This is a genomic window from Neolewinella xylanilytica, from assembly GCF_002934605.1.
Taxonomy (GTDB): Bacteria; Bacteroidota; Bacteroidia; order Chitinophagales; family Saprospiraceae; genus Neolewinella; species Neolewinella xylanilytica.
The window spans coordinates 1,576,163-1,588,731 of sequence record NZ_PTJC01000005.1 but is presented as its reverse complement, the minus strand read 5'-3'; the positions used below and the strand labels follow the sequence as shown (position 1 = coordinate 1,588,731).

Here is a 12,569-nt window from a genome sequence, read left to right as displayed (position 1 = left end):
ATATTACGGGATATCGGGCTGGTTTGGTTCCCGCGCCCCGGCGCCCGAAATAAACGCAAAAGGCCCGACCGAAAATTCGATCGGGCCTTTTGGGCGGCTAGTTGCCAGTGAATGGGCCTAGTTACTTTGCTTGCTCTTGTGCTTAAGGATCTGGCGACGGAGGGCTTCGGTGACCTCGGCGGTCGCGCGCTCGATGCTTTCGTCGGTGTGGGTGGCGAAAAGATCGTTACCGGGGATGAAGAGCCGGATATCCACGGTGTGCCCGTTGGCGGCGCTGCCATCGTCTTCCTTAAGGAACACTTCCGCCCGTTCGATGCGGTCGTAGTAGGTTTCGAGCTTATTGACTTTCTCGTTGATGACCTTGGTAGTGACGTCCGACAGTTCGGAAGAGTTATGGATGATAACCTGCATAAATGCTTGGTTTTGGTGATGGAAATAGTGGTAAGCCGGTTTGGGCCTACCTTGCGACCGCTAATCAGCGGGGCTGCCCCAATCTAACCCCCCGGCCCCGATTTCGTTCGCCAGCCGACTTATGTCCGAGCCACTCCTTTCTTTCGTTAGCCACGGCGGTCATAGCCTGGCGATCTTGTCGCACTCGAATGCGGAAGCTACCCGCCCGCCCGTGGTCTGGATTCACGGACTGACGGCCAGTCTGCGCTTCTGGGAGGCCGCCATGTACGAAGAGATCCGGGCTTCGCGCAGCTGGTACTCCATCAGTCTGCCGCTCCATTACCCCAGCACCTATGCGGGGGATATTAGCGTGGACGCGCTGAGCGAAACGCTCTTTGCCGAGTTGGTACGTGAAGCGGTAGATTCCGTGCTCCCCGCCGGAAAATTTCACCTGGCCGGCTACAGTCTTGGCGCCTTTGCCTGTCTGAACTACGCCGCGAAGCATCCCGGTCGGGTGCTTTCGGTGATTAGTATTGGGGGATTTATGACCGGGCGGGCAAAGGGACTGGAGGGGGTACTGCAATTCTTCAGTACGGGGAATCTATTCCGGAAGGCCCTCTTTCACCTGGCGTGGTGGGTGATGCAGCAACACATCGTTTTTCTGAAACTCGCCACCGTCTTCTACGCCCGACGGTGGCGACAGCTCTTCGCTTACCCCGAGCTGGACCCCACCCTGGAGCACATCTTTCCGGACGTCAGCCGGCATTCCATTCACGGACAGCGGGTGCTATTCCGTTACCTGCTGAATATGGACTTGATGGACGAAGTGGCCGGCATCACGATTCCCGTCCTGGCCATCGCCGGCACCCGGGATCCCATCATCCCCTTCGCGCACCAGCGGGCGTACGCGGAGCGCTTACCCAACGGCGAGTTACTTGCCTTGGACGGCGTGGGGCACGTGTCCTTTGCCGAAGCGCCGGACGCGTTTCGCGGTGCGCTGCTTGGTTGGCTAGCTCGTCACGACGAGGGAGTGACCGAAAGCTGACTGTGGCCGCTTCCCCGCGGCGTGAGTTGAATCTGGCAGTAGATCCGCTCACGCAACTCCTTTACATGGCTGATGAGGCCGATCGTCTTCCCCTGGCCCTGCAGTTGTTCCAGTGCGGAGACGGCATCGTCCAGAATCTTTTCATCCAGGGTGCCAAAGCCTTCGTCGATGAACAGCGAGCGGATGTTCGTCTGACCGCTGGCGAGTTCCGATAATCCGAGGGCCAAGGCTAAGCTGACGATGAAGGTTTCCCCGCCGCTTAGAGTGGTCATCGGCCGGCAGTTATCGTTTTGGAAAGTATCGATGATTTCGAGTTCCAGATTTTCCCGGCTCATATCGTCCGCGGCCCGGTGACGCATCCGATACCGTTCGTTGATTCGCCGCAGGTGACGGTTTCCCGCCTCGACGAGTCGTTGCAGGGTGAGCGTTTGGGCGAAGCGGCTGAACTTTACCCCGTCCTTTTGCCCGATCAGGTCGTTGAGGCGCGCCCAACGCTGCCGTTCGTTATCGGCTCGCTCCAGTTCTTCGACCAAGATGCCATAGGCGAAGCGGCGCTGATCGTCCTGCTCCAGCTCTTTCAGCACCGATCCCTTTTCCTGATTTAATTCCTCCGCCCGCCGTTCCACCTTATCGAGTTCAGCGGATAGGTCCGGAGCGGCCGGCAGGTCCTTAACGGCCGTTGCGGCAGCCGCAAGCTCCTGGGTAGCAGAAGCCAGGGCATCCCGCTGCGAGTGGAGTCTCAGCTGGGTTGCTTCGCGTAGTTTGGTGTATTGCGCTTCCCGGTCGGCCGGTAGCAGTAGACTGCGGGCCACCGCTAAGGACTCCAGGCCATGCTTGTTTAGCAACTGGCCAAGGTGCAGATCAAGGGCCGCGATGGATTGCTCCAATTCAGAGAGCTGCTTACGGCGATCCGCTTCCCGCTCCTCCGCCGTTCGGGCCGCCGACAGCGCTTGTTGCAGCTCGGATTCCCGCTCTGCGAGCGTTTTCCGCAGGCCGGCTTCGCGATCGTCCGCTTGTTTTCGTGCTGCCTCCACGGAATCCCCTCCTATGAGCCGGCGGCGTTTATCCCGCAGTGCCTCCATTTCCGTAGTCCGTTGCCGGCCCCATTCCATCAGCCGGCTCAGGGCACCCTCGTTCTCTTTCAGTTGCCGTTGCTGGGCTTCCAATTTGGGTAGCAGCTGGGATAACTCCCGCGCTGCGGAGCGGAGTTGCCGGAGTTTTTGCAGTTGATCCTGAGTGGATTGTCCCTGACTACGAACCTGCGCGAGCAGGTCGACAATTTCCTCCAGACTACCCGGCGGACGCTCCCGTTCCGGCGCTCCGGATTCGAGCTGCAAGCTCAATTCCTGTTCGCGCTTCCGGTGTTCCTGATAGCGCGTTTCCGTTTGCGCCAGCGCGGTAGCTGCTTGCCGATCCTGCTGACGCGCGAGGTTGCGTTGCTCCGTGATGGTGCGGAGATCCGATCGTGCGGTGCGAATATCGGCATCCAGATCGGTCGCTCCTTCCTCTAGGGCGGGATGGTGGGTCGAACCGCAGACGGGACAGGACTCCCCCTCCGCGAGTTCGTGCCGTAAATGCTCGACTCCCTTGGATTGCTCCAGCCGAGTCAGCATGCGCTGCCGGGTTTCTACCAATTTTTCGGCGCGGCTGAGTTCCTGCGCGGCGGCTTGCTGCAACGACCTAACTTCCTCCAGTTCGCTGCTAAAGCGTTCGCTCTCTTTCCGTAAACCTTCCAGGCGGGATTCGAGATCGAGGCGGACTTGCCATTCCTGGAGTTGATCGCGACGATTAACCAGTTCCTGCAGCCGATCCTCGAGTTCGGTCAATTCCCGGGTAATGGCTTCCGGATCCCGCTCCTGCAACAGCTGCCGCAGCTTCGCGGCCTGACTGGCGGACGCATTAACTTCCTCCGCCAAACGGTTCCCCCGCTCCTCCGCCTGAGCCCGCTCGGATAGATCGGCTGCCTCCTCCCGCTGACGTACGGTGAGCTGGGTTTCCGTCTCCGCGGCAGCAGCCAGTCGCTGCTGCCAGTCTGGCTTTCCGGATTCGTAATCCGACCACGCAGTGCGGGCTCCCTGGGCGGCGGCCGCTTTCTCTCCCACTTCCCGGTTACGCGCTTCGCGGAGGGCCGTTTGTTCCCGGAGATGTATTTCGGCTTGTTCTCTTTCCCGCTTTAACCGGTCATGGCCGGCAAGAGGCTCGCGGAAAGGAGCAACGCGCCGGCTTGCCGATAGTGCCTCGCGGATGGATAGCAAATTCGCCCAATCATTTTCCGCCACGGCATACGTTTCCTTTCGCTGACCGTGCCGCTCCGTGATGGATTGGAACCGTCGGTGCAACTCGATGTGCCGGCGGAACTCCGCTAGTCGGGGTCGTAGGGTCTCAATTTCGGCGTGCAAAGTATCGTAGCGGCCCTGAACTTCCGCGCGATCCTCCACCGACAAGGGGACCAAGTGCCGTTGACTTTCCCGTAGCCGTTCGAAGGCTTCGCGGGCGAGCTTATGCCGTTCGAAGGCGGATTGGCTGATGCGGCTATATATCTCCGTGCCCGTAATCTTCTCCAGAATATCGGCCCGCTCCTTGGTGGTGGAGGACAAAAAGCGCGCGAACTGACCCTGCGTAAGCATGACCGATCGAACGAATTGGTCGTAGTCCAATCCGATCGTCTTGCGGGTCAACTCTTTCACCTCCTGGAGCTTATCGGCGGGCAAGGGTTTGAACAGCCCGTCGTCCGGATCCAGGCGATTGAGTTGCAGCTGGGCGGTTTGTAGGTTCCCGTCGGGGCGTTGTCGGGCGCGACGGCGTTCCCACCGGCTCAGGAAGGTACCCGCGCCGGTTTCGAAGATCACTTCGGCAAAGCATTCGCCGGTGCCGTGGCTCATTACTTCGGCACCGTACGTGTCGCGTTCCGTCCGCCCGTAGAGTGCCAGGGTGATGGCATCGAGTACGGTGGACTTGCCGGCACCCGTAGGACCGACAATGGCGTACAAACCCGCCGATCGCAGGGGCTCGGTGCGGAAGTCGATTGTCTGAAGCCCCACGAGGGAATTGAGATTAAAAATGTTGATCGCCAGAATCTTCATGTGCCCGTCTGATCTTCCATCCATCCGCGCAATTCACGGAAAGATTCGAGCAATTCGGGATAGTCCGGTCGTGTTGCTTCTCCGCCGTGGCACAGGTGATGGAAGACCTCTTCCGGGTGTAGCTCTTCCAGATTCACCGTCTCTACTTCAAACTGCCGGCGATTACCCACGGGAAGCACGGTGGTGCACCGCAGGATCAGCGGAAGGCTATTCATTCCCGCATTGCTTTCGTCTTCCCTGGGGGTGACCACCTCCTGAAGTTCTTCCCGAAGTAAGGGTAGTGGATGCGGGGTTTCGACGCGGATGTCGACCCAGGGCGGGCGATCATCGCGATCGGCGCTACGCTGTCGGGACACGAGTTGTGACAAGGCGGCTTTCACCTCCTCTACGGGGCCCCGACAGGTTACCAGGGCTCGGTAGGTCGGAACGGCAATCTTCTCGGTTTTAACCGGTTCCCCAGCTCCGGCCAACTCGACCAAGCAAACGGACTGATCGACCTGCGCTTCCCCAAAGGTGAGCGGGATCAGACTACCGGAGTACCGAATGTGCTCCTGCCCCCCAACCCGCTGCGGGCGGTGAATATGGCCCAAGGCCACGTAATCGAAGCAAGGGTCGAAGTGGCCCGCCTCGATGTTGTTCCGGTCCGCGAGATAGATGTTGGTGATCTTATCGTCAGCATCTTCCCCGCCGGAAGCGAAGAGGTGGCCGGTGGCGACGATCGGAGTCCGGGCATCGGTGCGGGCAGCCCGGGCGGCGGCGGCCACGTCCTGGTAATGCTGGCGAATAGCCGCGCGCATCCGCTCCACCTTATCTCCCGCACTCTCTCCGACCACACTGAATTTCAGATCGCGGTCCCGCAAGTATGGTACAGCTGCGATAACGACCTCCGAGGAGGAAGTATCGGCACCGGTAATCCGAATGATTTGATCGGCTACGACCTCCCGGGCGCCACCGATGACATGAACGTTCAGGTGCCGCAACAGGCTGGCGGGAGCATCCAATTGACTGGGGCTATCGTGGTTACCCCCTACGATCACCGCGGTACGGCAGCCGGTGCTCTGTAACTGACCGAGGAATCGGTAGTATAAATTTCGGGCGGTATTGGATGGGTTCATGCTATCGAACACGTCGCCGGCTACGATGAGGAGATCGACCCGCCGGTCCCGAACGGTCCGGAGTAACCAATCAAGTGCCCGCTCGTGCTCCTCGGTTCGGTCGTTGCCGTACAGCCGGTGCCCGAGATGCCAGTCTGCCGTATGAAGGATGCGCATCAGTCGTTGCCGGTGAATTTTCGGTGCGCGGGGTTGTTGCGGTAGAAGGGCGGATAGTCTCCGTGGGGGATTTCCGTTTTCCCTTCGGCCGATTGCTGGTATTCGTAGGTCTGAGCCCGGAAACGGCCACCGTCACCCACCTGTACGTCAACCACTACCCGTCGGTAGTGATCGGAATCCAGCCCGGACACCCCCTCGTAAGCGTCCAGCATTTGCCAGGTTTCCGCCGCCTGCTCTTCACCAATGCGGTACAACTCTCCCTTCGTGGTGCCTTCTCCCGTGATGAAGCCCGGATAACCACCCAGGTCCACCAGCCGTCCCACAACGGTGGCCTTACCCACCAGGGTAGCCCGGCGCCGGAGAAACTTGCTCATACTCGAGGGTATGTCGCTGCGCAACGTACCGTATACGAATAGGTAGTTCGATGAATCACTCATGGGGTTGGGGTTAGGGGGTAGCGATTACGAAAGGCTTCCATCAGCTCGAGGTGGTGATACTGTACCACTCCCTCGCGGTGATGCGCGGCAATGTACGCCAGGATGGCTTTTCGCCCCCCGGCTTCGTCCGTCGATTGTGTCGCCTCGTCGATCCAGTCCCGGGCTTCCGCCGGCAACAGGGATTCGATGGCAAAGTCGCTTCCTTCCCGATAGGCCTTTACCAGGTGGCTGTACACCGTAGCCGGCTTAACCCCGCGGGCGGTAGCGATGGCCTTCACGGATTCCCCCGCCTGCAGTGCCGCCAGGCTCACCAGATGGGTGGGCGTATCGCCGTGGCGCTCGCGATCCTCGGCGCGACGGGCCTTGCGGACGTCGCCGTCGCGTTTCTTTACGGGTTCCGGTTCCGGCGCTTCCGCTCCGCCGTCGAAGTTTTTAATCGCCTGGATAAAGTGATCGCCAAAGCGGGCCAGCTTGACTTCGCCGACCCCGTTAATCCGGGCCATCTCCCGTTCGGAAGTCGGTTCGGCGGCGGCCATTTCCTCGAGCGTCCTATCGGAAAAGATCAGGTATGGCGGTATGGAGGCCTCCCGGGCGAGGGTGCGCCGGAGTTCTCGCAGTACATCGAAGAGGGAGTTGCGGCTCCGAGGGGCAGCGGCGCGTTTGGCCGTCTGGCTTTCCTCCGCCTGCTTGCGATCACGGATGGTCTGGAACTTTACGAGCTCCACGGTTTCCCCTTCGAAAAGCACCCGGCGGGCGGCGGGCGCGAGGCGAAGTTTATTGAAGTCCTCGTGGGCAACGTAGAGGTACCCCAGGCTAATCAGCTGTCCGAAGTACTGGCTCCAATCGTAGGTGGACATATCCCGCCCCGCCCCGTACGTCTTGATCTGATCGTAGCCGTTGGCGAGCACGTCCTTGCGTCCGGAGCCACGGAGAATATCGATGGTCAGGCCGATGCCCGTCGACTCCCGCAGTCGGGCAACCGCACTAAGGGCCTTTTGCGCCAGTACGGTACCGTCAAAGCGTTCCGGGGGGTTGGCGCAGACGTCGCAATTGCCGCAATCTTCGCCGTGGTCCTCGCTGAAGTAATTCAGCAGGATTCGGCGGCGGCAGGCCAGGCTTTCGGCGTACTCCTTCATCCGGTCGAGCTTAGCCAACTGGATCTCGGCGTTCCCACTCCCGGAAATCATGTCCTTCAGCGTCAAATAGTCGTTGTAGGAGTAAAATAGCAGCGTGTCGGCATCCGTCCCGTCGCGGCCTGCCCGGCCGATCTCCTGGTAGTAGTTCTCCAGGTTTTTGGGCATGGTGTAGTGGATCACCCACCGTACGTTACTCTTGTCGATCCCCATGCCGAAGGCGATCGTGGCACAGACGATGAGGGTTTTGTCGCGAATGAAGTCGGACTGCACTTTGGCCCGCCGATCCGCGGTAAGTCCGGCGTGGTAAGCTTCACTGCGGTAGCCCGCTTCGCGTAACTTTTCCGATAGCTGCTCGGTTTGCTTCCGGCTCAAACAGTAAATAATGCCGGCCTGCTGGGGGCGGTCGCGCAGAAAGCGTACGATCTGCTCCCGGCGCTTCTGGCCCGGCCGTACCTCCAGCCGCAAATTCGGCCGGTTAAAGGAAGCGATAAATTGCTGGGCGTCCGCGATGCCGAGCTGCTCGGCCATGTCGCGCCGCGTCAGGCGGTCGGCCGTGGCGGTCAGGGCCAGTACCGGAACATTGGGAAAGGCTTGCTTGAGCTGCCGCAGCCGGGTGTATTCCGGACGGAAGTCGTGCCCCCAGGCGGAGATGCAGTGGGCCTCGTCAATGGCGAAGAGGCAGACCCGCCGCCGCCGGAGAAAGGTGAAGAAACCGGAAGAGAGCAGCTTTTCCGGACTCACGTACAGTAGGTGAAGTTCGCCGTTTTCGTAGGCCTGTTCGACCTCATGGCTCTCGCTTCCCCGCTGGGTACTATTCAGAAAGGCGGCGCGTACCCCGACCGCGCGTAGCCCGTCGACCTGGTCTTTCATCAGGGAGATCAGGGGACTGACGACCACCGCCGTCCCGGTCATCGTAACCGCAGGAATCTGGAAACACATGGACTTACCGCCGCCGGTGGGCATCAGCACGATGCCATCCTTACCCGCGTACACGTGCTCGATGATGGCCTGCTGCAACGGCCGGAAATCGTCGTAACCGAAATACTTTTTCAAGGCGGCGCGGGCCGGTACGGATGTCATAGTCTCTCTTTGTGGCAGCAATCGCAAATATTACAAAATGTTTTAATAATTACAAGGCTGTTTGAATTATATCTGCCGGTAGAAATGATTTTCTTTTCTTTTCCTTTGAACCTCCGGGACAAGTCTATAATTTTAGCTGTTAAGATGGCAGATCGCTTCTGGAACCGGCAAATCAATCGTCTCGAACAGGCGGGCAACAATGATTTTCTCCTGATCCTAACGGGAGGCGCTAAAGCATACGCTACGCATGAGCTGCACCAGTTGTTGCGTCGGTTACGCATTGAATCCATGCGGTTGCGGGAAATCCGGCGGACCATTTTCCGCCTCGCTATCTGCGTTCCCCTCATGTTATTCATGGCTTGCGCGGCGGGTTTACTCGGGTGGCTTCCCGTAGTGTATGGCACGCTGGCCGCGCTGTTGTTCCTCACCCTTTTGCTCATCGCCGGCAATCTGTACATGCGGGGCAGGTTCCAATGCCACGATCGGGGCAAACGGCTGCGGTGCATTATCCAACAGGAACTGGAGCGTCGCCGGAAGGACGTCGGCGCGATTTAACCCCCTACCCGTTTTTCAACGAAGTGGTGTATTTTCGGTTATTCGAGAAAACACTACCCTTATGCATGCTTTAAACCGGTGGCTGTTGCTGCTTTGCTTTTTGGTCGGATTGTCCGTCGTGGCCGTTGCCCAGTCGACCACCATCGACTTCGTGGAGTATGAGTTGGACAATGGCCTGAAGGTCATTCTCCACCAGGACAACACCACTCCCATCGTAGCCGTCTCCATTATGTATGAAGTCGGGGGTAAGGACAGCTTCGAGGACCGCACCGGGTTCGCCCACTTCTTCGAGCACCTCCTCTTCGAGGGAAGCGAAAACCTCGAACGCGGCGCCATTGACGACTACGTCGAAGGAGCCGGCGGGGCGCTGAACGCCAATACCAGCCTCGACCGGACCTATTACTACGAGATTCTTCCCAGCAACCAACTGGCGCTCGGGTTATGGATCGAAAGCGAACGGCTGCTGCACGCCAAGGTCCAGAACGTCGGCGTAGAAACCCAACGCGACGTCGTCAAGGAGGAACGCCGGCAGCGGTACGACAACCAGCCCTATGGTACCCTCACCATGGAATTGTACAAGCGCGCCTTCAAGGAACACCCGTACAAGGACCCCAATATCGGCTACATGGAAGACCTCACCAGTGCCGAAGAAGCCGACTTTAAGCGGTTTTATGAGACCTACTACGTGCCCAACAACGCCATCCTCAGTATCGCCGGAGACATCAACGTAGAGGAAACCAAGGAATTGGTAGCGAAGTACTTCGCCGATATTCCCCGCGGACCGGAGCCCCCCCGGGTGGACGTAGTCGAACCACCCCTCGGCGGCGAAATCCGGGACACCGTTTACGACCAGGTGCCCCTACCCGCCCTGGTCATGGGTTACCGCACCGTTGCCCGTAGCAATCCGGACTACTACGCCATCAGCATGCTAAACCAGGTGCTCAGCCAGGGACAGAGCAGCCGACTGAACAAAGCGCTGGTTGACGAAAAGGAGTTAGCCGTTCAGGTCGGTAGCTTCCCCTCCTCCAGCCAGGATCCGGGATTGGCCATCGCCTACGCCCTTACGCCTCCGGGCACCGAAGACCTGCGCCCCGTGGAGGAAGCCTTTCAGGCCGAAATCGAGCGGCTGCAGAATGATCTCATCACCGACCGGGAATTTCAGAAGCTTCGCAACCAGATCGAGGTAAGCGCCATTTCCGGCTACGGTAGCGTGGCGGGCATTGCCGAAAGCCTCGCCAACAACGAAATGTTTCTCGGAGATGCCAACCTGATCAATACCGAAACCGATCGCTACCTAGCGGTGACCAAGGAAGACATCCGCCGCGTCGCCCGGGAATACTACACGGACGACAACCGCGTCCTCCTTTACTGGCTTCCCCAGCCCAGCAGCCGCTAGCCTAAAACCCTCACCAAGAATTCTATACCATGCAACGATTATATTTTCCCCTGGCAATCCTGCTTCTGTTGCTGGGTTTCTCTTGCGGGACACCCAAGCCGGCTACCACCGGCACGGAACCCGCGCCCCCGCCGCCCACCCAAACCGCGGCACCGGTGGCCAACGAAGATTTCAGAGCCACGGCCCCCGAGCCCGGACCGGCGCCCGAGATTCAGTTGGGCGATTTCGAGGAATTCGAACTGGATAACGGGCTCACCGTAGTCCTGGTCGAAAACCACAAGCTCCCCCGGGTCAGCTACCAGCTTTTCGTGGACGTTCCGCCGCATTTAGAGGGCGCGTACGCAGGTGCACAGCAACTCCTGGGCAGTATGCTCCGTCGCGCAACGACCGACATGACCAAGGAAGAGATCGACGAGGCCGTCGACTTCATCGGCGCCAATCTGAGCACCAGCGGGGCCGGGGCCTACGCCTCTACCATCAGCAAATACAAGGAGGAAGTGATCGACCTCATGAGCAAGGTGATCCTGAACGCCGAATTCCCGGAGTCTGAATTCGCGAAGGTGAAGGAAGACGCCCGTGCGGCCCTCGCTCAGCAGGTCACCAGCCCGGACGCCATCGCCGGACGGGTAAGCCAGGCGATCACCTACGGCACCAATCACCCCTACGGAGAGCAGATGACGCAGGAAACCCTCGATTCGATCGACCTGGAGGTAGTGAAGTCGGTCTACGACACGTACTTCGTACCGAACCGCAGCTACCTGGTGATGGTAGGCGACCTCCGTCCGGAAGAAGCCCGCCGCCTGGCGACGGAGCATTTCAGCGATTGGGAGGAACGGGACGTGGCCGTTCCGGAGTTCCCTACTCCCCAGCGGCCCGATGGCGTAACGGTCAACTTCGTTTCCCGCCCCGGATCGGTTCAATCCAACATCATCGTTTCCCACCCCGTGGAACTGGAGCCTGGTACGAAAGCGTCCATCCGCGCGGGCCTAGTGGACCAGGCATTGGGCAGTGGTTTCAACAGCCGGTTGCTGTCGAACCTGCGCGAAGACAAAGCCTACACCTACGGCGCGTATAGCAGTATCAGCGACGATCCCCGGGTGGGTAGTTTTCGCGCTTACGCTAGCGTCCGCAATGAGGTGACGGATTCGGCCGTGGCGGAATTCCTCTACGAACTGGAGCGCCTGACGGACGAGCCGGTAGACTCCGCGGAACTGGCCGTGGCCAAGGCCCGGACGATGGGTTCCTTCGGCCGTGCGCTGGAGAGCCCCCAACGGATAGCCAGTTATGCACTGAATACCGTCCATTACGATCTGGACCGCGATTTCTACCCGGAATACCTCCAGGTGGTACAGAACAGCAGCCTCAACGACGTGGCCGAGGTAGCCAACGATATCGTTACCGCCGGCAATACGAACATCATCGTGGTGGGCGACCCCTCCGTAGCCGACAAACTCGCCCGCTTCGCTACCAGCGGTACCGTGAACTACTATGACGTGAACGGGCAACCAGTGGATAGGACGGAAACCGCTGCACCAACCGATCTGACCGCGGAACAGGTACTGAACGGGTACTTCGACGCGATCGGCGGCAAGGAACAGGCGCTGGCCCTGGAGAACGTTTCCATGATGCTGGAGGGATCCGTTCAGGGGCAAACCCTCTCCCAGTCCATGACTACCACCAGCGACGGCAGGATGAGCAGCCAGACCAGCATGAGCGGCATGGTCGTGGCCGACCAGCGGTATGCGGCCGGCAAGGCACAGGTCAAGCAGATGGGACAGGCCGTTGAACTACCGGAAGCGGCCGTACAGGCCCTGGCGGAACAGGCCGTGATCTTCCCGGAAGCCAACTACCTCGAAAACCTGTCCGATGTCACCCTGGAGGGTACGGAAATGGTGGATGGCAAGCAGGCCGTCGTGCTCGTCGTGAACGGTGCGGGTGGCCCGGTACGCGAGTACTACGACGCGGAGACCATGCTGAAAGTGCAAACGATCCGGAGCCAGGGCCCGCAGACGCTCACCCAGCGCTATTCCGACTATCAGCCGGTGCGGGGGATACTTTTCCCCCACCAAATGACCCTGACGGGTATGGCACCTTTCCCGATCGAGCTGTCGGCTACTTCCGTGGAAGTGAATACGGAGTTGGATCCGGAAATCTTTACCATCGATTAGCCGTAACA

The 12,569-nt window shown here is 59.8% G+C and carries 9 protein-coding genes; 4 read left to right on the top strand and 5 right to left on the bottom strand.

The genetic code is table 11. The annotated features are described in order from the left end of the window. Positions 1 to 117: 117 nt before the first annotated feature. Entirely contained in the window at positions 118 to 411 is a 294-nt protein-coding gene (locus tag CLV84_RS06265) for an HPF/RaiA family ribosome-associated protein (RefSeq protein ID WP_104418864.1), read from the bottom strand. Between the two features lie 121 nt (positions 412 to 532). On the opposite strand from CLV84_RS06265, the gene CLV84_RS06260 reads away from it, so the two are divergent. Beyond that, positions 533 to 1,435: an alpha/beta fold hydrolase gene (locus CLV84_RS06260; RefSeq protein ID WP_104418863.1), complete on the top strand. Its 903-nt coding sequence runs from the start codon at positions 533 to 535 to the stop codon at positions 1,433 to 1,435. Here the strand turns inward: CLV84_RS06260 and CLV84_RS06255 are convergent. Genes CLV84_RS06255 through recQ form a run of 4 tightly spaced genes read right to left on the bottom strand, consistent with a single transcriptional unit; the run spans position 1,408 to position 8,442 of the window. Then, the gene (locus CLV84_RS06255) at positions 1,408 to 4,542 is read right to left on the bottom strand and encodes an AAA family ATPase (RefSeq protein WP_104418862.1); all 3,135 of its coding nucleotides are present in this window, start codon (positions 4,540 to 4,542) and stop codon (positions 1,408 to 1,410) included. The genes CLV84_RS06260 and CLV84_RS06255 overlap by 28 nt on opposite strands. Beyond that, positions 4,515 to 5,789: an exonuclease SbcCD subunit D C-terminal domain-containing protein gene (locus CLV84_RS06250; RefSeq protein ID WP_104418861.1), complete on the bottom strand. Its 1,275-nt coding sequence runs from the start codon at positions 5,787 to 5,789 to the stop codon at positions 4,515 to 4,517. Before CLV84_RS06250 ends, CLV84_RS06255 begins: the two co-directional genes overlap by 28 nt. Then, on the bottom strand, positions 5,789 to 6,226 hold the full coding sequence (locus tag CLV84_RS06245) for a gamma-glutamylcyclotransferase family protein (RefSeq protein ID WP_104418860.1): 438 nt from the start codon (positions 6,224 to 6,226) through the stop codon (positions 5,789 to 5,791). Before CLV84_RS06245 ends, CLV84_RS06250 begins: the two co-directional genes overlap by 1 nt. Beyond that, positions 6,223 to 8,442 carry a DNA helicase RecQ gene (gene recQ, locus CLV84_RS06240; protein ID WP_104418859.1) on the bottom strand — a complete coding sequence of 740 codons (2,220 nt, stop codon included), beginning with the start codon at positions 8,440 to 8,442 and terminating at the stop codon, positions 6,223 to 6,225. Before recQ ends, CLV84_RS06245 begins: the two co-directional genes overlap by 4 nt. Before the next feature lie 144 nt (positions 8,443 to 8,586). On the opposite strand from recQ, the gene CLV84_RS06235 reads away from it, so the two are divergent. The 3 genes from CLV84_RS06235 (at position 8,587) to CLV84_RS06225 (ending at position 12,561) form a co-directional block, all read left to right on the top strand. Then, positions 8,587 to 8,997 (top strand): hypothetical protein, encoded by a 411-nt coding sequence (locus CLV84_RS06235; protein WP_146088736.1) that lies wholly within the window; start codon positions 8,587 to 8,589, stop codon positions 8,995 to 8,997. A 61-nt stretch (positions 8,998 to 9,058) separates the two neighbouring features. Next, positions 9,059 to 10,393, top strand: coding sequence for a M16 family metallopeptidase (locus CLV84_RS06230; protein WP_104418857.1), 1,335 nt, complete (start codon positions 9,059 to 9,061; stop codon positions 10,391 to 10,393). A gap of 29 nt (positions 10,394 to 10,422) precedes the next feature. Then, entirely contained in the window at positions 10,423 to 12,561 is a 2,139-nt protein-coding gene (locus CLV84_RS06225; RefSeq protein WP_104418856.1) for an insulinase family protein, read from the top strand. Positions 12,562 to 12,569: the final 8 nt, after the last annotated feature.

Excerpts from the sequence above, each read along its gene's own strand:
- CLV84_RS06225 (WP_104418856.1), top strand. The coding sequence starts at position 10,423 with ATGCAACGATTATATTTTCCCCTGGCAATCCTGCTTCTGTTGCTGGGT.
- CLV84_RS06265 (WP_104418864.1), bottom strand. The coding sequence starts at position 411 with ATGCAGGTTATCATCCATAACTCTTCCGAACTGTCGGACGTCACTACC.
- recQ (WP_104418859.1), bottom strand. The coding sequence starts at position 8,442 with ATGACATCCGTACCGGCCCGCGCCGCCTTGAAAAAGTATTTCGGTTAC.
- CLV84_RS06260 (WP_104418863.1), top strand. The coding sequence starts at position 533 with ATGTCCGAGCCACTCCTTTCTTTCGTTAGCCACGGCGGTCATAGCCTG.
- CLV84_RS06230 (WP_104418857.1), top strand. The coding sequence starts at position 9,059 with ATGCATGCTTTAAACCGGTGGCTGTTGCTGCTTTGCTTTTTGGTCGGA.
- CLV84_RS06255 (WP_104418862.1), bottom strand. The coding sequence starts at position 4,542 with ATGGATGGAAGATCAGACGGGCACATGAAGATTCTGGCGATCAACATT.
- CLV84_RS06250 (WP_104418861.1), bottom strand. The coding sequence starts at position 5,789 with ATGCGCATCCTTCATACGGCAGACTGGCATCTCGGGCACCGGCTGTAC.
- CLV84_RS06245 (WP_104418860.1), bottom strand. The coding sequence starts at position 6,226 with ATGAGTGATTCATCGAACTACCTATTCGTATACGGTACGTTGCGCAGC.
- CLV84_RS06235 (WP_146088736.1), top strand. The coding sequence starts at position 8,587 with ATGGCAGATCGCTTCTGGAACCGGCAAATCAATCGTCTCGAACAGGCG.